General features: G+C 43.6%; 13 protein-coding genes. 2 read left to right on the top strand and 11 right to left on the bottom strand.

The window, feature by feature from the left end; genetic code table 11:
• Positions 1-226: 226 nt before the first annotated feature.
• The 3 genes from rpoC to pbp1b all read right to left on the bottom strand — a co-directional run bounded on the left by rpoC (position 227) and on the right by pbp1b (position 10472).
• On the bottom strand, positions 227-3880 hold the full coding sequence (rpoC, locus tag ABT997_RS07855; RefSeq protein WP_040802798.1) for a DNA-directed RNA polymerase subunit beta': 3654 nt from the start codon (positions 3878-3880) through the stop codon (positions 227-229).
• A 150-nt stretch (positions 3881-4030) separates the two neighbouring features.
• A complete protein-coding gene (gene rpoB / locus ABT997_RS07850) occupies positions 4031-7600 on the bottom strand; it encodes a DNA-directed RNA polymerase subunit beta (RefSeq protein WP_350019115.1) in 3570 nt (1189 codons plus the stop codon).
• A gap of 421 nt (positions 7601-8021) precedes the next feature.
• On the bottom strand, positions 8022-10472 hold the full coding sequence (pbp1b, locus tag ABT997_RS07845; RefSeq protein WP_398575119.1) for a penicillin-binding protein PBP1B: 2451 nt from the start codon (positions 10470-10472) through the stop codon (positions 8022-8024).
• 208 nt (positions 10473-10680) lie between these two features.
• Here pbp1b and tyrS point away from each other — a divergent pair, with 208 nt between their 5' ends.
• On the top strand, positions 10681-11937 hold the full coding sequence (gene tyrS / locus ABT997_RS07840) for a tyrosine--tRNA ligase (RefSeq protein ID WP_023022070.1): 1257 nt from the start codon (positions 10681-10683) through the stop codon (positions 11935-11937).
• Positions 11938-11993: 56 nt separating this feature from the next.
• The gene (locus ABT997_RS07835) at positions 11994-12836 is read left to right on the top strand and encodes a methyltransferase domain-containing protein (protein ID WP_195348400.1); all 843 of its coding nucleotides are present in this window, start codon (positions 11994-11996) and stop codon (positions 12834-12836) included.
• Between the two features lie 50 nt (positions 12837-12886).
• Here the strand turns inward: ABT997_RS07835 and ABT997_RS07830 are convergent, their stop codons facing one another.
• The 8 genes from ABT997_RS07830 to ABT997_RS07795 form a co-directional block, all read right to left on the bottom strand.
• On the bottom strand, positions 12887-14185 hold the full coding sequence (locus ABT997_RS07830; protein ID WP_195348399.1) for a response regulator transcription factor: 1299 nt from the start codon (positions 14183-14185) through the stop codon (positions 12887-12889).
• A gap of 12 nt (positions 14186-14197) precedes the next feature.
• Positions 14198-15844: a sensor histidine kinase gene (locus tag ABT997_RS07825; protein WP_350019114.1), complete on the bottom strand. Its 1647-nt coding sequence runs from the start codon at positions 15842-15844 to the stop codon at positions 14198-14200.
• Between the two features lie 2 nt (positions 15845-15846).
• Entirely contained in the window at positions 15847-16458 is a 612-nt protein-coding gene (locus ABT997_RS07820; protein ID WP_350019113.1) for a YesL family protein, read from the bottom strand.
• Between the two features lie 194 nt (positions 16459-16652).
• A complete protein-coding gene (locus ABT997_RS07815) occupies positions 16653-18134 on the bottom strand; it encodes an ABC transporter substrate-binding protein (RefSeq protein WP_350019112.1) in 1482 nt (493 codons plus the stop codon).
• 63 nt (positions 18135-18197) lie between these two features.
• Entirely contained in the window at positions 18198-19130 is a 933-nt protein-coding gene (locus tag ABT997_RS07810; RefSeq protein ID WP_006597196.1) for a carbohydrate ABC transporter permease, read from the bottom strand.
• A 13-nt stretch (positions 19131-19143) separates the two neighbouring features.
• The gene (locus ABT997_RS07805) at positions 19144-20073 is read right to left on the bottom strand and encodes an ABC transporter permease (RefSeq protein WP_126403651.1); all 930 of its coding nucleotides are present in this window, start codon (positions 20071-20073) and stop codon (positions 19144-19146) included.
• Between the two features lie 211 nt (positions 20074-20284).
• Positions 20285-22165, bottom strand: a complete 1881-nt coding sequence (locus ABT997_RS07800; protein WP_350019111.1) for a beta-N-acetylhexosaminidase — start codon at positions 22163-22165, stop codon at positions 20285-20287.
• A complete protein-coding gene (locus ABT997_RS07795; protein ID WP_350019110.1) occupies positions 22159-23028 on the bottom strand; it encodes an ROK family protein in 870 nt (289 codons plus the stop codon). The genes ABT997_RS07800 and ABT997_RS07795 overlap by 7 nt, the downstream gene beginning before the upstream one ends.
• Positions 23029-23091 lie beyond the last annotated feature (63 nt).

Raw genomic sequence — 23091 nt, 5'->3', positions numbered from 1 at the left:
ATTAGTTTAAAACCCGTAAAAACCTTGAGATAGCTGGATTTTATACCATATTTATTTTAATATTCAAATCTTTCAAAAGCTTATTTTAAAGTCATTGAATATGCATTCTATCAAATATATATTCATCTTTGTACATATTTTTAACCTGGTATTATCAGTGCCTTTCTATTCATTTTTAGGCATAAAAAAGAAGCCTTACTGAAGATCAGTAAAGCTTCTTTTAGGATTAATTTTCTTCCACTACAGTTGCTTCAACCATTTCAGTTGCTTCTTCTGTAACAGGAATTTCTTCGATAATTTCAACTTCATTGATTGCTTGTGGTTCCAAGTTACGGTAACGAGCCATACCTGTACCAGCAGGAATAATCTTACCAATGATAACATTTTCCTTAAGTCCAAGGAGATGGTCTTTCTTACCACGAATCGCTGCGTCAGTGAGGACACGAGTTGTTTCCTGGAAGGAAGCCGCTGACAAGAAACTATTGGTTTCAAGAGAGGCTTTGGTGATTCCCATAAGGACAGGACGAGCCGTCGCAGGAACCCCACCAGAAATAACCACATCACGGTTGGCATCTGTAAAGTCTGTGATATCCATGAGAGTACCCATGAGAAGGTCTGTATCTCCTGGATCCATGACACGAACCTTACGGATCATTTGACGCACCATTACCTCGATGTGTTTGTCGCCGATTTCTACCCCTTGGCTACGGTATACTTTTTGTACTTCCGCAAGGAGGTAAGTTTCAACTGACAAGACATCACGAACGGCAAGGAGACGTTTTGGTTGGATAGACCCTTCTGTAAGAGCCGCACCACGAGAGACTTGATCTCCCACTTCGACTTTCATGCGGGCTGTGTAAGGGACAACGTATTCTCCCTCTCCAGTCGCACCACGTACAAAGACTTTCTTGGTCCGTGTAGAAGCATCTTCTTCAATGGCTGTGACTTCCCCTTTGACCTCAGTGATGACCGCTTCCCCTTTCGGATTGCGGGCTTCAAAGATTTCTTGGACACGAGGAAGACCTTGCGTGATATCAGTATTTGAGGCAACCCCACCCGTGTGGAAGGTACGCATAGTCAACTGTGTACCAGGTTCCCCGATAGATTGGGCAGCGATGGTTCCGACTGCTTCACCAACCTCAACCGCATCACCAGTCGCCAAGTTGATACCGTAACAATGACGGCAGACACCATGACGAGTGTTACATGTAAAGACAGAGCGGATGGTCACTGCTTCAACACCAGCATTGACGATGTCGCGAGCGATATCTTCTGTAATCAAGGTATCTGGACCAACGATAACTTCTCCTGTTTCAGGGTGTTTAACAGTTTTCTTGGTATAACGACCTGTCAAACGTTCTTCCAATGGTTCAATCATTTCTTTACCATCTGTAATAGAGGTAATCAGAAGTCCACGGTCAGTTCCACAGTCATCTTCACGAATGATCACGTCTTGGGCAACGTCAACCAAACGACGAGTCAAGTAACCTGAGTCGGCTGTCTTAAGGGCCGTATCGGTCATCCCTTTACGAGCACCGTGAGTAGAGAAGAACATTTCGAGTACTGACAAACCTTCGCGGAAGTTTGAAAGGATCGGCAATTCCATGATCCGTCCGTTTGGAGCGGCCATCAAACCACGCATACCGGCAAGCTGTGAGAAGTTTGAGATGTTACCACGGGCTCCAGAATCCATCATCATAACGATTGGGTTCTTCGGATCTTGGTTATCAATCAGACGTTTTTCCAATTTCTCACGGGCCGCACGCCATTCAGCTGTAACCGCATTGTAGCGCTCATCATCTGTAATCATCCCTTTACGGAACTGTTTGGTGATTTGTTCTACACGTTTGTGAGATTCTTCAATGATTTCAGCCTTGTCTTCAACAACTGGAATATCGGCAATCCCCACTGTCAAACCAGCAAGGGTTGAGTGGTGGTAACCTAAGTCTTTCAAGCGGTCCAAGAAAGCAGATGTTTCTGTTGTACGGAAGCGTTTGAAGATTTCCGCGATAATATTTCCAAGGTTTTTCTTCTTGAATGGAACATTTAATTCCAATTTCTCAATCGTCGCTTTGACATCTTGACCAGGCTCCAAGAAGTACTTAGCTGGAACGCCTTCTGTCAAGTTAGCATTATTTGGCTCTTGAAGATATGGAAGTTCTGCAGGCATGATATCGTTAAAGAGAATCTTACCAACAGTTGTCAAGAGAATCTTGTGCTGTTGCGCTTCTGTCCATGGCTTGTTCAAGCTATCCGTTGCAATTCCGACACGAGTATGCAAGTGAACATAACCATTGCGAAGAGCCATGACCGCTTCATCACGGTCTTTGAAGACCATGCCTTCGCCTTCACGACCAGCTTCTTCCATAGTGAGGTAGTAGTTCCCCAATACCATATCCTGAGATGGGGTAACGACTGGCTTCCCGTCTTTCGGATTCAAGATGTGCTCAGCAGCCAGCATCAAGATACGAGCTTCTGCTTGGGCTTCTTCTGAAAGCGGTACGTGGATGGCCATTTGGTCCCCGTCAAAGTCGGCATTGTAGGCTTCACAGACAAGTGGGTGCAAGCGAAGAGCTTTCCCGTCAATCAAGACAGGTTCAAAGGCTTGGATCCCCAAACGGTGAAGGGTCGGTGCGCGGTTCAAGAGAACTGGGTGTTCTTTGATCACTTCTTCCAAGATATCCCAGATCCGCTCATCTCCACGTTCGACCAAGCGTTTAGCGGCTTTTACGTTTTGCACGATGTCACGCGCAACGATTTCACGCATGACAAATGGTTTAAAGAGCTCGATGGCCATTTCACGTGGCACACCACATTGGTACATCTTAAGAGTTGGACCAACGGCGATAACGGAACGTCCTGAGAAGTCCACCCGTTTACCGAGCAAGTTTTGACGGAAGCGTCCTTGTTTCCCTTTGAGCATATGGCTCAAAGATTTCAGTGGACGACTACCTGGTCCTGTGATCGGACGACCACGACGACCGTTGTCGATCAAAGCATCAACGGCTTCTTGGAGCATCCGTTTTTCGTTTTGCACGATGATACCAGGGGCATTCAACTCAAGCAAACGTGCCAAACGGTTGTTCCGGTTAATCACACGACGGTAAAGATCATTCAAGTCAGAGGCAGCAAAACGGCCACCATCCAATTGGACCATCGGACGAAGATCTGGTGGAATAACGGGAAGGATGTTGAGAACCATCCATTCTGGCTTGTTGCCAGATTTGTAGAAGGCATCTAAGACATCCAAACGGCGAACTGCCTTCACACGTTTTTGACCAGTTGCAGTCTTCAATTCTTCCTTCAAGACAGCAATTTCAGCTTCCAAATCCACTTGTTTCAAGAGGTCTTGGATCGCTTCTGCCCCCATCTTAGCTACAAAAGAACCTGGTCCGTATTCGCGCAAGCGTTCACGGTATTCACGCTCTGTCATGATGGACTTGTGCTCAAGTGGTGTATCTTTTGGATCGATCACCACGTAAGCTGCGAAGTAGATGACTTCTTCAAGGGCACGAGGACTCATGTCCAAGGTCAACCCCATACGAGAAGGGATGCCTTTGAAGTACCAGATGTGTGACACAGGTGCTTTCAATTCGATGTGTCCCATGCGTTCGCGACGAACCTTGGCACGTGTTACTTCCACACCACAGCGGTCACAAACGATCCCTTTGTAACGAATCCGTTTGTATTTTCCACACGCACATTCCCAGTCTTTTGTCGGTCCAAAGATGACTTCATCAAAGAGACCTTCACGTTCTGGTTTCAATGTACGGTAGTTGATTGTTTCAGGTTTCTTGACCTCTCCATAAGACCATGAACGGACCTTGCTTGGAGAAGCTAGGGTGATTTGCATACTTTTAAAACGATTTACATCAACCACTATTTCTTACCTTTCTTTATGTTCATTATCGATTGTATGTTCTTCTGCTTTTTGGCGAAGGAGAGAAGGAACTTCCTTCACTCCTTCAAGCCTAAAGCTTGGGGTAGAGAACCTTCTCAGGTTTTCCATCCTATTGAACTACATATTAAATTATTCTTCTTTCCCTTCAGCTTCAAAAGCTGCGCGAGCTTCCTTGGCTGCTTTTTCACGTGCTTTTTCTAGATCATCTACGTGGATGACATCGTCGTCTTCCCCTTCGTCAAGATCGCGAAGTTCAACTTCTTTGTCATCTTCATCTAGGACACGCATATCCAATCCAAGTGATTGCAATTCTTTCACAAGTACTCGGAAGGACTCTGGCACACCTGGTTTTGGAATTGGTTTTCCTTTGGTAATCGCTTCATAAGCTTTCAAACGTCCGTTGACATCGTCTGACTTGTAGGTCAAGATTTCTTGAAGGACATTAGACGCACCATAAGCCTCAAGGGCCCAAACTTCCATTTCCCCGAAACGTTGTCCACCAAACTGAGCTTTACCTCCGAGTGGTTGTTGGGTAACCATTGAGTATGGTCCGACAGAACGAGCGTGGAGTTTATCATCAACCATGTGGTGAAGCTTGATCATGTACATGACACCGACAGAAACACGGTTGTCAAATGGCTCACCTGTACGGCCATCGTAAAGAATGGTCTTAGCATCGCTATCCATACCAGCTTCACGAACGGTATCCCAGAGGTCTTCTGAGCTTGCTCCGTCAAAGACTGGTGTTGCGATGTGGATACCCAAGTTACGAGCCGCCATACCAAGGTGAAGTTCCATAACCTGACCGATATTCATACGTGATGGCACCCCAAGTGGGTTCAACATGATATCAACCGGTGTACCATCTGGAAGGTAAGGCATGTCTTCCACAGGAACAATACGGGATACAACCCCTTTGTTTCCGTGACGACCGGCCATCTTATCTCCGACGCGGATCTTGCGTTTTTGTGCGATGTAAACACGAACCAACATGTTGACACCCGATTGCAATTCATCTCCGTTTGCACGCGTAAAGATCTTGACATCGCGAACAACACCATCTCCACCGTGAGGTACACGAAGAGAAGTATCACGCACTTCACGAGATTTATCTCCAAAGATAGCGTGGAGGAGACGTTCTTCAGCAGAAAGATCTTTTTCACCCTTCGGTGTTACCTTACCAACTAAGATATCGCCTTCTTTTACTTCCGCACCGATACGGATAATACCCATTTCGTCAAGGTTTCTGAGAGCATCTTCCCCAACGTTTGGAATTTCACGAGTGATTTCTTCAGGGCCTAACTTAGTGTCGCGCGTTTCTGATTCGAATTCTTCCAAGTGAACAGATGTATAGACATCTTCTTTCACCAAGCGTTCGCTCATGATAACGGCATCCTCGAAGTTGTAACCTTCCCATGTCATGTAGGCAACAATTGGGTTTTGACCAAGGGCCATTTCCCCTTTTTCCATCGATGGACCGTCTGCGATAAAGTCGCCTTTTTCAACGACATCGCCAACTTTTACAAGGGTACGTTGGTTGTAAGCCGTACCTGAGTTTGAACGACGGAATTTTTGGATATGGTAAACATCAAGAGATCCATCTTCCCGACGAACTTCTACCTTGTCAGCATCGGCATAAGTAACCTTCCCATCATGTTGCGCAATGACTGCAGCTCCTGAGTCATGGGCTGCTTGGTATTCCATACCAGTACCCACGTAAGGCGCTTTTGGATCGATCAATGGCACAGCCTGACGTTGCATGTTGGCACCCATGAGGGCACGGTTGGAGTCATCGTTTTCCAAGAAAGGAATACATGCTGTCGCAACGGCAACTACCTGTTTTGGAGATACGTCCATGTAGTCGACTTGATCAGATGGGAACTCTTGGTTGTTACCACGGTGACGTCCCATAACGATCGGCTCAGCAAAACCACCTTTTTCGTTCAACTTAGAGTTGGACTGGGCTACGATGTACTCATCTTCTTCATCAGCTGTCAACCAAACGATTTCGTTGGTGACCACACCTTTTTCACGGTCTACTTTACGGTATGGCGTTTGGATGAAACCATACTTGTTCAAGTGTCCATAGGATGACAAGTTGTTGATCAAACCGATGTTTGGTCCTTCAGGTGTTTCGATTGGACACATACGACCATAGTGAGTGTAGTGCACGTCACGGACTTCATATCCAGCGCGGTCACGTGTCAAACCACCAGGCCCTAAGGCAGACAAACGACGTTTGTGGGACAACTCAGAAAGTGGGTTGTGTTGGTCCATGAACTGTGACAATTGGGAAGAACCAAAGAATTCTTTGATCGCCGCAGTCACTGGACGGATGTTAATGATTTGTTGAGGTGTCAATACTTCGTTATCTTGAACAGACATACGTTCACGAACATTACGTTCCATACGTGAAAGTCCAAGACGTACTTGGTTGGCAAGCAATTCACCAACGGCACGAATACGACGGTTTCCGAGGTGGTCGATATCATCGATACGACCGATGCCTTCAGCCAAGTTAAGGAAGTAGCTCATTTCAGCAAGGATATCTGCCGGAGTGATAGTGCGAACTTTATCATCTGGATTTGCATTTCCGATGATTGTTACAACACGGTCTGGATCAGTAGGTGCTACAACCTTGAATTTTTGAAGAACAACTGGTTCTGTCAATACTGCTGAATCATTTGGAGTGTAGACAATCTTGTTCAAATCACCGTCCAAATGTTCTGAGATGCTGTCGATGACATCGCGTGTCATCACGGTACCAGCTTCTACAAGGATTTCTCCTGTTTCAGCATCTACCAATGGTTCTGCAATCGTTTGGTTCAACAAACGGTTCTTGATATTGAGTTTCTTATTGATCTTGTAGCGACCAACTGGAGCCAAGTCATAACGACGTGGGTCAAAGAAACGGGCTACCAACAAGCTACGAGAGCTTTCCGCTGTTTTTGGCTCACCTGGACGAAGACGCTCATAAATTTCTTTAAGGGCTTCATCTATGCGAGAATCCATTGGGTTTTTGTGGATATCTTTTTCAACTGTGTTGCGAACCAATTCGCTATCCCCAAAGATATCAAAAATCTCGTCATCCCCAGAGAAACCAAGGGCACGAACCAAGGTCGTAAATGGAATCTTACGCGTACGGTCGATACGAGTATAAGCAATATCTTTTGAGTCTGTTTCAAGTTCTAGCCAAGCTCCACGGTTCGGAATAACCGTTGATCCATAGCCAACCTTACCGTTCTTGTCCACCTTATCATTGAAGTAGACACCTGGTGAACGCACGAGCTGAGATACGATGATCCGCTCTCCACCATTGATGATAAAGGTTCCCATCTCGGTCATGATTGGGAAATCACCAAAGAAGACTTCTTGCGTTTTGATTTCGCCTGTTTCCTTGTTGACCAAGCGGAAGGTTACAAAGATTGGGGCAGAATAGCTCGCATCATGGATACGTGCTTCTTCCAAGGTATACTTTGGTTCTCTGATTTCATAGCCGACGAATTCCAACTCCATTGTGTCTGTGAAGTTCGAAATTGGCAATACATCTTCGAAAACTTCTTTCAAACCATGATCCAGAAAATCTTTAAATGAATCCGTTTGGATTTCAATCAAATTTGGTAAATCAAGAACTTCTTTGATTCTTGAAAAACTACGACGGGTCCGATGTTTCCCGTATTGAACGTCATGTCCTGCCAAAGTTTTAACTCCTTTTCTATACTAGGATACCAGCTAGGGGAAAACCCTCTCTGAAAATCCGGTTTCTAGATCGCTTCTGACCATATCAGAATGGTTCTGATCCAGTCGAAACGATGTTATGAAGGGGGTGTGATCTACATCACGTGAGAAGAAATCTCCTCCGTATCATTCATCCTTTTTGGAATTTTTAGAAAGATTAAGTTTGTGTGACAAGCTCCGTTTTTTCTAAAAATAGGCACAAAAAGAGCAGCTAAATCGACTTTTATAAAGTTTGATTTAACTGCTGTAAGCTTCTATTTGGACAATATTTCAAATAAAGCGCACGACAAATTACTTGTCCTTATTATATCGTATTTTCATAAAAAACACAAGGTTTTCTCTAGACATGAAAACGATTTTATGGTATTGCAACTCGTTATTTTTATCTGTTTTGTCCACTAGATGATGAACTAGCTGTCGTGTTCGAACTACTTGGCGTGTTCGAATTGCTTGTCCGGTTGCTATTGCGATTTCCATTGGAAGTATTAGCTGAACCGCCTAGAATTCCAGCCCAGGCACTAGCATAATCACTATCCGATCCACCAATTGCGAAGCGGTAGGTCGTTTGTGGAGCGCCATTTTTAGCCCAATAGCTGGTAACCGTCGCACCCGACACATCGATATCACGACCATTGACATTGACACGACCAGGTCGTTGTCCTGTCGATTTGAGAACAGTCGATGAAATAACACTGCTATCTAAGGTAAAGCGATCTTGCACGCCCCAAGCAGCTGGATCCGCCTGGTAGATGGCATTCGCTAAATAGGCCATGTAACTTGCGTTATTATTGTAGCCTGTCAACGGAGCCATGGAAGCATTGTTGTCATGTCCAATCCAGCCACCTAAGGTAAGATTTGGAGTAGACAGCATGAGCCACATATCTCCATTCTCATTGGTGGTTCCAGTTTTCCCGATCCAATCGGCATTTGCAAGAGTTGGATTGACCTGGCTGATTCGGCTCTTAAAGGTCGTTGTTGCACCAGAGCTGATGACACCTCTTAACAGGTCCTGCATGATAGTCGCAGTTGCTGCTGAGTAGACGCGGGTCGCCTTGCTCTCATGTTGGTAGACCACTTCCCCATTGCGATCCATGATTTTTTCAATCATGTAGCGTTTTTGGTAATTTCCATTATTTGCAATGGTTTGATAACCATTTGTATGTTGGGCGACGCTTACTTCGATCCCGCCTCCCATTGGCAGACTTTCAATGCCGTACTCAGCGATATCGTAGCCCATTTTTTCCATATAGCCTGGGACATCGACACCCTTTTCACGGAGAGTACGATAGGTCCAATAAGCTGGGATATTCCATGAGGTATTAAGGGCCTCTCGGAGGTCCATCATCCCAGTCCCCCGGTTATCCACGTGCATAATTGGCTCTCCACTAGAAAAGTTAGTTGGGTAATTGGAGACAATGCTATTGCTTCCCATCAAGCCTTGGTCAATGGCGATTCCATAAGCCAGCAAGGGTTTAATGGTAGATCCTGGAGAACGCTCTGTATCAAAAGCGTGGTTATTCTGATTCCCGTCAAAATTCCGTCCCCCAACAAAGCCAAGAATCGCTCCTGTTCGGTTGTCCATAAGGACATTTCCGACTTCTACCGTACCCGTTCCATCGTCCAAGATACCGCCATAATTGGCAACTGCTTCTTGCATGGCATTGTAAATAGCTTTGTTGATAGTGGTCTGAACCGTATAGCCACCCTCTCTCAATTCTTTCTTCGCTAACTCTTGATAAGACTTAACCGTTGAATTGTTTTTTAGGTCGTGACTCGAAACATTGTCCCTCTTGATTAAATAGTCATACATAGCATCTTCCGCTTCACTAACAGCTTGGAAATACAAGTAGTCGTGTGGTGTCTTCTCGATGCCATTTGAAGGAAGGAAATCCTTGCTTAGATCATATTGACTATATTGGTCGTACTCTTCCTTGCTGATAGCACCTGTCCGATACATATTGTACAAGACATCCTTGGCACGATCCAATCCTAAAGCTTGATTTTCCTGAGTCTTGAGGCTGCCATCAGAAGCGTAAGGTGAGTAGACAATTGGGCTCTGTGGCAAACCAGCAATAAAGGCTGCCTGTGGAACAGTCAAGTCTTTGGCAGAAACACCAAAAATCCCTTGAGCTGCAGCTTCCACTCCCGCGATATTTTGTCCCCGGTTGTTTCGACCAAATGGAGAGACATTGAGGTAGGTTGTTAAAATTTCGTCCTTATCCATTACCCGCTCCAGAGCAAGGGCATCGATAATCTCAGCAGCCTTCCGTGAGAAGGTCGGTGCATCTCCCACAACTTGTTGTTTAATCAACTGTTGGGTCAGAGTTGAACCACCACTAGAGGACCCTACTCCAGCAACTGAACCCAAGGTAGCCCGGATCACCGCTTTCGGAACAACCCCGTTATGGCTATTAAAGTTCTCATCTTCTGTGGCAATGACAGCCTTTTTGACATTGTCCGAAATCGCATCCTTTTGGACAGGGATCCGAATCAAGTCGCTGTCAATATCAGAAATGATGCTTCCATCTGAGTAGGAAATCTTTGAAACGCTCGAAATATTTCGCACTTGTTGAACCAATTGGGTCGGATCCGGCGTCTCTGTCTCATTAAAGAGGCTAGCTGCATAGCCAATCGCAATCCCTGCACCAAACAAGAGACCACCCAAAGCAAACACCAGTAGCACATCCCAAAGGAGTTTCATCGTCCGTAGAACCGTCGCTAGGAGATCTCCTAGTGACCAGCCCTCCTTGTCTTCTTTCTCATTGACTTCAACCGTCATTTTGGCAAAGAAGTCTTTTATTTTCTTCCCGCACTTTGTAAAAAATTCTCTCATTTGACTCACTCTATTTCTCCTTGTCCTTCCCATTATACCAAATGGACCTCTTTCTTTTCAATTCCTAAAGTTGAGAACACTGCTTCCGATTGGATTTTTTTCGTCCATTCATTGCTATTTCAAGTCATTATGGTAAAATAGAGAGAAACCATACAGATACTGGACTGTTTTCATCGATCTGGCCAGTAGCTTAGAAAAGGAGAGAACGATGCACATTTTTGATGAGCTAAAAGAACGTGGTTTGATTTTCCAAACGACTGACGAAGATGCTTTGCGTAAAGCCCTAGAAGAAGGGCAAGTATCGTATTATACTGGCTACGATCCAACTGCTGATAGCTTGCACCTTGGGCACCTTGTTGCAATCTTGACCAGTCGTCGCTTACAATTGGCAGGCCACAAACCTTATGCGCTTGTCGGTGGTGCGACCGGACTCATTGGAGACCCTTCTTTCAAAGATGCCGAGCGCAGTTTACAAACTAAGGAGACTGTAGACGGTTGGGTCACTTCTATCCAAGGGCAATTGTCTCGTTTCTTAGATTTTGAAAATGGGGAAAATAAGGCTGTCATGGTCAATAACTACGACTGGTTTGGCAGCATCAGCTTCATTGACTTCCTTCGCGACATCGGAAAATACTTTACTGTCAACTACATGATGAGCAAGGAATCTGTGAAGAAGCGGATTGAAACAGGGATTTCTTACACTGAATTTGCCTACCAAATCATGCAAGGCTACGACTTCTTTGTTCTGAACCAAGACCACAATGTTACCCTGCAAATCGGTGGTTCTGACCAGTGGGGAAATATGACAGCTGGTACCGAATTGTTGCGTCGAAAGGCTGACAAGACTGGTCACGTCATCACTGTTCCACTCATTACAGATGCGACTGGTAAGAAATTTGGTAAATCTGAAGGGAATGCGGTTTGGCTCAACCCTGAAAAGACTTCTCCATACGAAATGTACCAATTCTGGATGAATGTCATGGACGCTGACGCTGTTCGCTTCTTGAAAATCTTTACCTTCTTGTCTCTTGATGAGATTGAAGAGATCCGCAAACAGTTTGAAGCTGCGCCACATGAACGCTTGGCTCAAAAAGTCTTGGCGCGTGAGGTGGTCACCCTCGTTCACGGTGAAGAAGCCTACAAAGAAGCCCTCAACATCACAGAACAACTCTTTGCAGGAAATATCAAAAACCTTTCTGTCAAAGAACTCAAACAAGGCCTTCGTGGTGTGCCAAACTACCAAGTCCAAGCAGACGAAAACCTCAACATCGTAGAATTGCTTGTATCTTCTGGCGTGGTCAACTCCAAACGCCAAGCTCGTGAAGATGTACAAAATGGTGCCATCTACATCAATGGCGACCGCATCCAAGACCTTGACTATGTCTTGAGCGATAGCGATAAATTGGAAAACGAATTGACCGTTATCCGTCGCGGTAAGAAAAAATACTTTGTTTTGACTTATTAAAAAGAAGACCTCTGAAGCTATGACTTTCAGAGGTTTTTTGGTACACTAGAAGTATCATGACGATCAAACCAAAATTACAACGATTTCAGACTGCATCGGCTTTTGCCTGTCCCATCTGTCAAGAAGCCCTCGACCTGGTCCAACAAAGCTTGGCTTGCCCCAACCGCCACTCCTTTGACCTTGCTAAGTTTGGCTATGTGAACTTGGCGCCACAAGTGAAGGCCTCCAAGGACTATGACAAGGAAAATTTCCAAAACCGGCAACTCGTTCTAGAGAATGGTTTCTACAACCATATCCTTAATGCCCTGTCAGAATGCTTGTCTCCACTGGCCCATCCAGCCAACATTTTAGATATTGGTTGCGGGGAAGGCTACTATTCGCGCAGCTTACAAGAACGCCATCCAGACCATTCCTTTTACGCCTTTGATTTGTCGAAGGAATCGATCCAGCTGGCTGCCAAAAGCGACCAGGAATGGAAGGTCAAGTGGTTTGTCGGAGACCTGGCTCATCTCCCTCTTTTAGACCAGAGCATGGACCTCCTCCTAGATATCTTTTCGCCAGCAAATTATCAGGAATTTAAACGGGTCCTGGCCCCAGATGGTCGCCTCATCAAGGTCATCCCAACTGCCACCCATCTGCAAGAGATTCGTCAAAAGGTGAAGGACCACCTAGACCAGGTAGATTACTCCAATGAGCAGATTATTCAACATTTTTCTGATCATTTTACGATTGAAAATACCATCCATTGCCAGGAAAGGTTCGAACTGACTCCAGCATTGCGGGAGGCTCTTCTGAGCATGACGCCTCTCCTCTTTCATGTCGATCCAGCTCAAATTGACTGGACCGATCTGACTCAAGTCACGATTTCTGCTACGATTTTGATTGGAAGAAGCAACTAAAAAATACCCTCCATTTTTAATCAATGGAGGGTATTTTTCATGTTTACAGATTAATCACTTTCCTCTACGCCGATTTGTTGACGGTAGGCTTTAGGAGACTTGCCACACAACTTGCGGAATACCTTGTAAAAGTAACCAACATTGCTGTAGCCGACCTCATAGCAAATATCTTCAATACTTTCCGTTGTGGATAAAAGCAACTGTTGGGCAGCTTTGATCCGTTGTTTATTCAAGAGTTCTGCAAAGGTGGAATTGGTCTCACGTTTGATCAATTGCCCTAAATAAACGGGATTGATATAGAGATCTTTGCTGATATCCTTGAGCGACAGTTCCTTCCGATAGTCGCGTCCAATTACTTCTAGGACGGTCGCCACATTATTGTTCATCCGATATTGAGAAAAGAAACTCTCCAATTGGTTCCGAACGCAGGTAACAAGATCCTCGAAAGTCGGTGTATCATGAACGGCTTTCACAATTTCTGTCAGGTCATCACCGTGCAGGTGTTCAAATAAATGAAAGACATCCATAATGAACTGAATAAAGAGTTGCTTGGCTATCGCCACTTTTGGAGTATGGCTTTTCACAGTTTCTTCTAACCAGTTTAACTCCTCCAAAATTTGCTGGATATTCCCCTGAATGATGACACGGTAGATGGGTTCATAGTAATTAAAGACACCATCTTCTTCCTCCAATGGGATATCCCCATAAAACAGACTTCGTTCAACAAGCTCTTTAAATTGTTGAAAATGTTCCTTATAAGGTGCTTGGAAACGGCGCTGTAGGAAAGCCCCTTCATCCTCATCGGAAAGATAGAGTTGAAGATTTTTTCCTAAGACCTGATAAGATGAACTGGCAAAGCCCTTCCTTTCCTTATCCACTCCAATCCAGAGTTGTTTTCTTCCTCGGATGGCTTGTTCGAACTCTTCTTCTGACCAATCTTCATGAAGGAGCCGATTGGCCGTCGCTTGATCTGGGTTTTTCAGAGTTTGGGATAATTTTTCTAGGATATTCCCCAGCTCCACCTTATTGACAGGCTTTAACAGATAGTCTGCTACTCGGAGGTTTAAGGCTTTTTTTACATAAGCAAAATCTTGGTAACCTGACATAATGATATAAGCTGCATGGGGAAGCATGGACTGCATTTGATCAATCATTTCCAGACCAGTTTTTCCTGGCATATTGACATCTGTAATCACGATATCCACTGGATAATCCGCAACATAGGCCAAGGCTTGATCTGCATCCTCTGCTGTGTAAACAACCTCCATGTCCCATTTTTCAAAGGGAATCAGTTTTTTCAACCCCTCAGTAATCATATATTCATCGTCAACCAATAAGACTTTATACACGATTTTTTCCTCTTAAGTGTCCTCGATGGTAATCGTATAGAGAACACCTTTTCCTTTTTCTGATGTAATTTGAATGTGGTAACGATCCCCAAAGTAGAGAAGGAAACGCTCGTGGACATTGACAATCCCAATCGATTGTCGCCCCTTACTCTCTTCTACTTCTTCTCGTGGATCCCTATGACTCAATATTTGTTGAATTCGTTGCAGTTGGCTCGGTTCCAGTCCTCTCCCATTGTCTTGAACCCGAATTTCCACAGCTCCTCCAACATGACGGACTTTGATACTAATGACATTGTCCTTGCGCTTGTGATCAACTCCATGAACAAAGTAATTTTCCACTAGTGGCTGAAGAGTAAACTTCGGAATAATCATCTCTTCTAGACCGGGTTCAATTTTAAAGCCATAAGCAATCGATTTTGGATAACGCACCATACAGAGATAGCTGTATTTTCTACAAAATTCCAACTCATTTTCTATGGTCGTTTCTTTCTCCTCTGAAATATTGTTTCGAAGGAGACTACTAAATTCGTAAATAATATCAGCTAATTCTTCTTGATCCTGCATAACTGCATACATGCGAATAAACTCCATGGTATTATACATAAAATGCGGATTAATCTGCGCTTGCAAGGCCTTCAAATTGGCATCTTTTTGGCTCAGTTGTAGCTGATAGATATCACGGATAGACTTGTCCATATTGTCTAACATGGCATTGGTCGTTTCTGCAACTAAAAGGAGCTCCTGCTCTTTGGTATCCACATTGATCCGTCGCTCAGAATCCCCCTGGCTGATGGCTTCCATGGTATCTACCAAATCCAAAACTTGTTTTTGGTAATTACGGAAAATTCGTTGAAGCAAGAGATACAAGACCAAGAATAGGATTAAGGCGACCGAAATCATCCAGGTAAAACTAAATAAGGCCGTTCGAACCGTGTAAGAAGTCGGAATTCCAACCCAGATTTGATAGCCGTAAGCAGTATCTCGCACAATCCACTGGCTATGATCTTTAGGGTTGATATCCCCTCTGTGGTAAAAAACCTTGCCCAAGGGATTATAAATTTGGACAGCAACTGGAATAGTGTCTTGAATATTGTCGACGACAGAATCCAATAGCGCTGGATTGACTTTAATGTAGGCTAGTCCAATATCTTCGCCAGTCGTCGCATCCGTCAAGGAGACTGGGATTGCTTGTGAACTAGCTATGTATTGATCCGCAGGAACTTGTTGCCCTCCTTTTTTATTTTTACTGGAGACAAACACAGTCGTATAGTCATTTAACACCAAATCAATTTGATCAATAACATCGTGTTCCAAATACAGAGTTTCAATATTACGGTGCAGCGAAACTTGAATATAATTGGAGAAAAAATTATCCAAACGCCAGCTTTCGTATTCAGAAGGCGTCATTGAAAAATACTTGTAGACTCCTTCGAGCTTGGCAGGATTCTCTACCAGACTCTTCCCCCATTGAGAAGATCTCTTATAAAGATCCTCTACCTCAGCAGTCAAGCGCGAGGAAATCAACTGAGCGATTCGATCTGTCTCTGCTTTCTGATTATGCCAATAGACCAAAGATACCGTCACACCTAAAGTCGTGATGATCCCCACCATGATATAGGCATAGAATTTCAAAAGTGTTGCTAACCATATTTTTTTCATAATTAAGAAACCACTTTAGAGCGAATTGTTTCATAGACGGGTTGAAAAATATCATTGACAAAGAAATGCCACAAGCCCAGTAAAACAAAGAAAAATAAAGCCGGAACGAAATGAGTAACAACTCCTAGAAGAAAGGTCCCCAAGAGAAACTTGGTCACTGCACGAATATCCAGAAAAGCACCAATAAAACTCAACTTCAAGCTATTAAGGTAGGACAAGTCAAACTGGACCTGAAGCTTGAGATAGACTGCAAAAGTCAGGGGAGCCACCAATAAGAAAATCAAATTGACCAATAGGATAAAAATCTGAAATAGGGACAAGTGGGGCAATTGAACCATCAGATACATACCATAAATAAGAATGGCTTCGATCAAAAAAAATGTATAGAAAACCTGGTTGGCCCGACGGAAATTTTCTTTATAGAGCGACCAAGCTTCAGACCAAGCATATTGTTTGTAATCAGATCCATGTTCGGCATATAGACTCATAATCGTTGCACTAGCCGGCCCAAATCCAAATAGGATGCCTCCACAAAAGGTTAGCGCCCAAAAGATCCCTGTTGCCAGCATGGCTAAGTAGACCCTTGTAAAAATAAATTCAATCATTCTTCCCATAATGTGTCTCCATGTTCATATGCTGTAGAGGGGAACTTACGACTTAGTATAGTTTCCCTAGTACAACTGATGATTATACCCTATATTATAGCACATTTCCTCTGATGGTTTCGATTTCGAAATCATCAACAGAAAAGACTTTGAAGTGCGAAGACCTCAAAGTCTTTTGATAGACTTAAGCAAGTAATGCTAGCTTATTTCTTAGCAGCAAGGTACTCATCGTATTGTTTTTGGATTTCATCCAAGACTTTTTGGTAGGCACCTTCTGATTTCAATTTTTCAAGCATCTTAGGAATTTCAACTTCAGGATCTACTGTACCTGTATTGATGGCACTTGTGAATTGGTTCAAAGTGTTTGTAAGGGCAGTGATTTCTGATTTCACGTTTTCAGTGTTGAAGATGAATCCAAGTGCTGGAGATTCTTTAGCAGTTTCTAAGTCTTTCTTAGATTGTGCAATTTGCTCATCCGTTACGTTTTCGTTGATGTAAAGAATCCAGTTGTTACCTGTGTTCCATCCAGACATGTGAGTGTTTCCGTTGTAGCCATCCAAGACTTTCACACGGTTTTCTTTACCTTCAACTTTTTCCCAGTTCTTGCCTTCTGGTCCGTAAACAAGACCGTTCAAGAGTTCTGGGTTTGTATTCAAGAGGTTCAATACTTCCATTGCTTTTTCTTTGTTCTTAGAGTTGTTTGAGATAACAAAGTTTGCAACTTGAGTAGTGTTGTTCTTCTTGTAAAGTTGAGTGAATGGTTTGATTTCGATCTTACGGTTTGCTACACGAGTAAGCAAGCTGTTACCGTAGTCAGCAGGTCCTACTGTTTCTTCACGTACCAACCAAGTATCTTGAGAAAGGTCATATCCAGTTTCGCTTGTAGCTACGTCTTTTGGAATGTATCCTGCTTCATAGTATTTATGAAGAGTCTTCAAGTTTTCAACATAACGTGGAATCGTGTAACGGTCAACGATCTTAGTTGTGTCACCTTGCAAATCGACAACGAATGGAAGTCCATCTACTGCAATGTAATCGAAGTCATCAGAAGGTCCACCGTAGCTCTTGTTCATTGCAAATGGAACAACGTTTGGATCTTTTTCTTTGATCGCTTTCAAGACTGGTTCAAGAGAAGCATAGTCTGTGACGTTTGAAACATCAATACCATATTTTTCAAGAAGTGGTCCGTTGAAGGCAAAGTTTTGTGAAGATGCCACGTTGGCTGCAACTGGAACAGCATAGATCTTGCCATTTACAGTATTCCCTTTGATGTATGCTGGGTCAAGTGCTTCATAAAGCTCTTTTCCTTCTTTCTTGTACAAGTCTGTCAAGTCAGCATAAGCACCTTTTTGAGCATTGATGACATAGTTGTTTGCGAAAGCAATATCGTAGCTTTCATTAGATGAAATGATAACGTTCATCTTCTTGTCGTAGTCACCCCAACCAAGGTATTGGATGTCTAATTTAACGCCAGCTTTTTCTTCGATGATCTTGTTAGCATTTTCTAACAAGGTATCCAAGTTATCAGGTTTGTCACCGATTTGGTACATTTTGATAACTGTTTTGCCATCTTCACTCTTAGATGATTTTTGGTTATCACCTGTCAAGTTACCACAAGCAGCAAGAGTTGCTCCAAGTGCGAGAACGCTAGCAGAAGCTAAAGCATATTTTTTCCAATTTTTCATGAGAAAAACTCCTTTTTTATTTTTCTTTATTAACATTATGAAGGGTGGGTGAGAAAGGTTTGCTTACTCTTTCACACCACCGATGGTCAATCCTTTTACAAAGTAACGTTGGAAGAATGGATAGAGGATAGCGATTGGAACTGTTGCCACCACCACCATGGCCATCCGTCCAGTTTCCTTAGGAAGGGATTGGACCGCACCAGCGATTTGGCTAGATGCACCGACTGATTTAGAAATGTAATCCATATTATTTTGGATTTGCATCAGCAAGTATTGAAGGGGATAGAGATTTTCACTCTTGATGTAGAGGAGGGCGTTGAACCAGTCATTCCAGAAGCCGAGGGCTGTGAAGAGACTGATGGTCGCGATCCCTGGGAGAGAAAGTGGCAAACAGATCTGGAAGAAGATCCGTGTTTCACTGGCTCCATCTATCCGAGCAGACTCAAGAATGGCTTCTGGGATTGTCCGTTTGAAGAAGGTCCGCATCAAGATGATGTTAAAAGGACTCAATAACATCGGAATGATGAGGGCTCCAACGGTATCTCCTAAATGAAGCAATTGAGTGGTAACGATGTAACCTGGTACCATCCCAGCACTAAAGAGCATGCTCAAGAGGGCAAAGACAGTAAAGAAGTTTCTGTACTTAAAGGTTCTACGAGAGATTGCGTAGGCGTAGGTCGTTGTAATGAAGACATTACATGCTGTCCCTACAATCGTCACAAACAAGGTAATAAAGAGGGCTTGAAGAATCTTATCCTTAAATTGAACAAGGAAAAGATAGCCATCTGCACCAAACTTAGCAGGCCAAAATTGGAAGCCGTGAATCGCCAAACTTTGTTCGTCGGTCAAGGAAATCATGACAACAAAGATGAAGGGCAAGATACAGGATAGAGCAACCAAGCCAACAATGCTACTAAAGAAGAGGTCTGCTTTCTTACTAAAGGAGTGGATCCCAACATTATCAACTTTTTCTTTTTTAATTTTTGATTTTGCCATGGTATCCTCCTTTCTAGAAGAGCGCTGCATTCTTATCAATCCGACGTGCTACAATATTAGAAAGTAAAACGAGAATCAATCCGACAACTGATTGGTAAAGACCAGCCGCTGCGGCCATCGCAATATCTCCTGATTTAGCAAGTCCATTGTAGACATAGACATCAATTACGTTTGTCACACTATAAAGGGCACCTGAGTTATGTGGAATTTGGTAGAACAATCCAAAGTCAGCACGGAAGATATTTCCTATGGCAAGGATAGTCAAGACCGTAATCAAGGAAGACAACTGAGGAATGGTAATGTGGCGGATTCGCTGCCACTTAGATGCTCCATCCACTGTTGCTGCTTCGTAGAAGGTTGGATCAATTCCCATGATGGTTGCATAGTACATAACACTGCTATAACCAAAGCCTTTCCAGATTCCTAAGAAGAGGAGAAGCGCTGGCCAAATGGCAACCTCTGTATAGAAGTTGATTCCTTTCATCCCAAGTGATGTTAAGATGTGGTTAATCAAGCCTTTATCGACGTTTAAGAAGGCATCTGTAAAGAAGCTGATGATAACCCATGACAAGAAATAGGGGAACAACATTGATGTTTGAAACACTTTAACCAACCGTTTGGAACGCATCTCACTAAAGATAATGGCAATCCCAACAGAAACAATCAAGCCCAAGAAAATAAAGGCTAGGTTGTAAAGGACGGTATTTCTTGTAATGATATAAGCATCTTTAGAACTAAAGAGAAATTTGAAGTTATCAAATCCTACCCACTTACTCTTCATTACACTATCAATAAATCCCTCTCCGGTGATATGATAGTCTTTAAATGCGACAACGTTTCCCAAAACAGGTATGTAGAAGAATAAAATCAACCACGCTGCACCTGGTAAAACCATCAAGAAGAAAATAAGATTTTCTCTCAAGGTCTTAACAAACTTTTTCATCTGACTCCCCCCTTTGTCATTTTATTTTTTGGTAACGTTTACATTTTTTATTATAAAACTCTATGAAAACTTTTTCAAACTCCTAATTATAGAAAAAATTCTACAAATTTATGACATAGCCTTAAAAATGGAGAAAAAAGGAGAAGAAATGTCTCCATCGGACATCTTTCTCCTCCTTCAACATCATTTTCTTTAAAGACAGCCTTTTGGATTAGGTCGTATAAATGGTCGAAGCTGTCGCAATGGTATGCCACTGGTTAGCTGTTGTAGCTGCGAAATCCTTGTCTGCGTAAAAGTCATTAAATGGCAGAATCTCTACTTCCAACTCATCGATACGTGAGATAGAGCCAGCTAGATAGTCCTCCATACGGCTTTCTGCTCGCTTGATTCGTTGCAAGAGTCCACCCATACGGATATCTACTGTATCCAAACCAAAGACTTTGTTTTCTTTCAACCATTGCTGGCTAAAGAGCTTGTGGAAGGTTTCAATCTGGCTTCTTAATTTTGGTAATTCTTCCCTAGCAATTTGTTGCAAGCTCTCTTTATCACCTGTTTGATAGGCTTGACGAATGCGTCGTCCCACATCAACCTTGCCACTTAAAATAGCATTCAACTGGGCCTGAGTTTCGAAAAGATAAGCGTAGACTCCAGCTTTTTCTGTAATGTCAGACAGAGTCTCAGCTGCCTGGGCAAAGTGAGGCTTGTCCTGTTCAGGAGTCATGTGCTTATCAAGAATTGGGCAAAGGACATCCTGATAAAAGACATAGCGATTGGGATTGATACCACTTAGATTTCCTGGTAGATCTGGCAAAAGGTTGGCCAAATCAAGCTGCATAAAGTCCTCAACCGATAGACCTGTATTGGTCTTAAAATGAGCTGACAATCGGTTTAAATCATTGCGGTAGCTGAGTTCTGCCCAGATTTGTAGACTTGGCAGAATAGAGAACTGAGCTGTTTCACCACCATTATCTCCCCAACCGGTCACAATGACTTCCTTGATCTGATTAGCACGACAGGCTTTGTTAGCTTCGACAGCGATGAGACGACTGAAATGGTTGTGTGGTGTGAAACCAATCCACTTCCAAGCACCACCTGCAAAGGCAATATCCTGGCTAATCTTGTGGTGGTTACCGAAGTTACGGTTGTATTTTTCTTCGCTATCCTGATAATAATCCCAGTAAACCAAGGTCACACGGTCTTTAAGGCGGTCAAGAAAAACTCGTGTTTCCTCTGGAATTTCCACATCACGGTCGTACTGGCCATCTGCTGACATGAGTTTGAAGAACATATCGCTCCACATCTGGCAGTGGAAACCATACTTGTCTGCAATATCCAGCACGCGCTCCAAATGTTGACACATGAGGAGGCTACGATCCACAACACCGTTTAAGATGAGATAGCGTCCCAAACCAACCAAGTGGGCTTCGTCCATGCCGATATTGACCTTGCGTGTTTGTAGTTTAGACAAAGTCGCAAACATGCCGTCGATTAAGTCGTAGACTTTTTCTTCGCCGATGAGGAGAATGTCCTCTACATCACGGAGTTGCTGGACTTCTTTGACACCCCATTTGACAAAGGCTGATAAGTGGGCCAAGGCCTGAATACAAGGTACAAAAGTCATGTCAAACTGCTGGGCATAGGCTTCGATTTCCTGTAATTCTTCAGCTGAATAAGCCCCGCGGAAATAGCCAAAATAAGGTTGCCCTTCAATCTGATAGGTGTCTTCCATGTAGAGCTCAAAGGTTGAATAACCCATCAGAGCTAAGACTTCAATCATCTGCTTGGCAGATGCAACATTTAGAACCGCATTACGGGAACAATCCGCCATGTAGGCTAAATCTTCATAAGCCACTTGCTCCTCAATCTCCACCTTATCACCTTCTTCTAAAGCTGTTGCGAGAACAGACAAGGCACGGTAAAGCTGATGAGGTTTGCGATAAGTCAATTGATAGTTTCCGCCCTCACCCTTGATAGAAATAGAAGATTGATCAGACTGGGTGACTGCCACTTCTACATCTGGTAGAGAAATGTGATTTTTTAATGTTTCGATAGATTGGGCTTGTTTGGGGCTAAGTCCGATAAAACTTACCATTGCTTTTCCTCCTGTAACCAGTTGACAAGGGCACCGTAGAGATTGGCATCTGCCTGATAGGTGCAAGCTTGGATGACTGGCGCAATTGTATATTCTTCATAATTTTCGACAAAGACGTCTACCGCTTTTTGCACCCCTTTGATAAAATCTGGGTTCTGACTGATAGAGCCACCTAGGCTAATGACATCTGGGTCGATCAGGTACTGAATATTGAGTAGTCCTTGAGCTAGATTACGATTCATACGCTCAATGGCTTCTTGGCAAAGGGCATTGCCTGCTGCAGCCTCTTGATAAACCTTACGGCCATCCCAGTCAGTTTGACCAGATTTTTCGATGACATAGCGAACCATGCTTCCTGTAGAAGCTAATAGCGACCAGTTATTGAGTTTTTCTGCTGGTTCGATAGTTGTCATGTAACCAAACTCTCCACCCAAGCCATGGCGACCACGGTGAAGTTTGCCATTGATAATCATAGCCCCGCCAATCCCTGTGCCAATAACGACACAGGCTGCATTTTCAATCTCAGGATGAGCTAGCAGTTCACTAAGTCCAACACAGTTGGCATCATTTTCTAGATGGACAGGGAGTTGGTGATGAGCAAGGGTCTCATACCATGAAAAACCATGGATATAAGGAATGGCACTAATCCCCTCAATCACTCCTGTTTCTTGATTGACTGCACCTGGCACACTCATGGCAATCCCACGATAGTCCTGTTCTGACAAGCGTTGGTCCAACCAAGCTAGCAAATCTTCCAGAGTTTCTGGAGTTGGGGTGCTGGTCTTATCTAAAATCTTTCCATCAGGAGTTAGACTAGCAAACTTAATGCCAGTCCCTCCGATATCAATCGTTGCAATGGTCATTACTTTCACCTGCAAAAAGGAGCGAATCAGCAGTTGGTTCTTACTTTTTCGCTCCTCCTTTCT

This window comes from Streptococcus australis, assembly GCF_040226615.1.
Lineage (GTDB): Bacteria > Bacillota > Bacilli > Lactobacillales > Streptococcaceae > Streptococcus > Streptococcus australis_E.
This window is presented reverse-complemented; position numbering and strand designations above follow the sequence as displayed.

What these genes read in the sequence shown, in the direction of transcription:
- ABT997_RS07825 (WP_350019114.1), bottom strand. Translation starts at nt 15,844, where the DNA reads ATGAAAAAAATATGGTTAGCAACACTTTTGAAATTCTATGCCTATATC.
- ABT997_RS07835 (WP_195348400.1), top strand. Translation starts at nt 11,994, where the DNA reads ATGACGATCAAACCAAAATTACAACGATTTCAGACTGCATCGGCTTTT.
- ABT997_RS07810 (WP_006597196.1), bottom strand. Translation starts at nt 19,130, where the DNA reads ATGGCAAAATCAAAAATTAAAAAAGAAAAAGTTGATAATGTTGGGATC.
- ABT997_RS07795 (WP_350019110.1), bottom strand. Translation starts at nt 23,028, where the DNA reads ATGACCATTGCAACGATTGATATCGGAGGGACTGGCATTAAGTTTGCT.
- pbp1b (WP_398575119.1), bottom strand. Translation starts at nt 10,472, where the DNA reads ATGAGAGAATTTTTTACAAAGTGCGGGAAGAAAATAAAAGACTTCTTT.
- ABT997_RS07815 (WP_350019112.1), bottom strand. Translation starts at nt 18,134, where the DNA reads ATGAAAAATTGGAAAAAATATGCTTTAGCTTCTGCTAGCGTTCTCGCA.
- ABT997_RS07820 (WP_350019113.1), bottom strand. Translation starts at nt 16,458, where the DNA reads ATGGGAAGAATGATTGAATTTATTTTTACAAGGGTCTACTTAGCCATG.
- tyrS (WP_023022070.1), top strand. Translation starts at nt 10,681, where the DNA reads ATGCACATTTTTGATGAGCTAAAAGAACGTGGTTTGATTTTCCAAACG.
- ABT997_RS07805 (WP_126403651.1), bottom strand. Translation starts at nt 20,073, where the DNA reads ATGAAAAAGTTTGTTAAGACCTTGAGAGAAAATCTTATTTTCTTCTTG.
- ABT997_RS07800 (WP_350019111.1), bottom strand. Translation starts at nt 22,165, where the DNA reads ATGGTAAGTTTTATCGGACTTAGCCCCAAACAAGCCCAATCTATCGAA.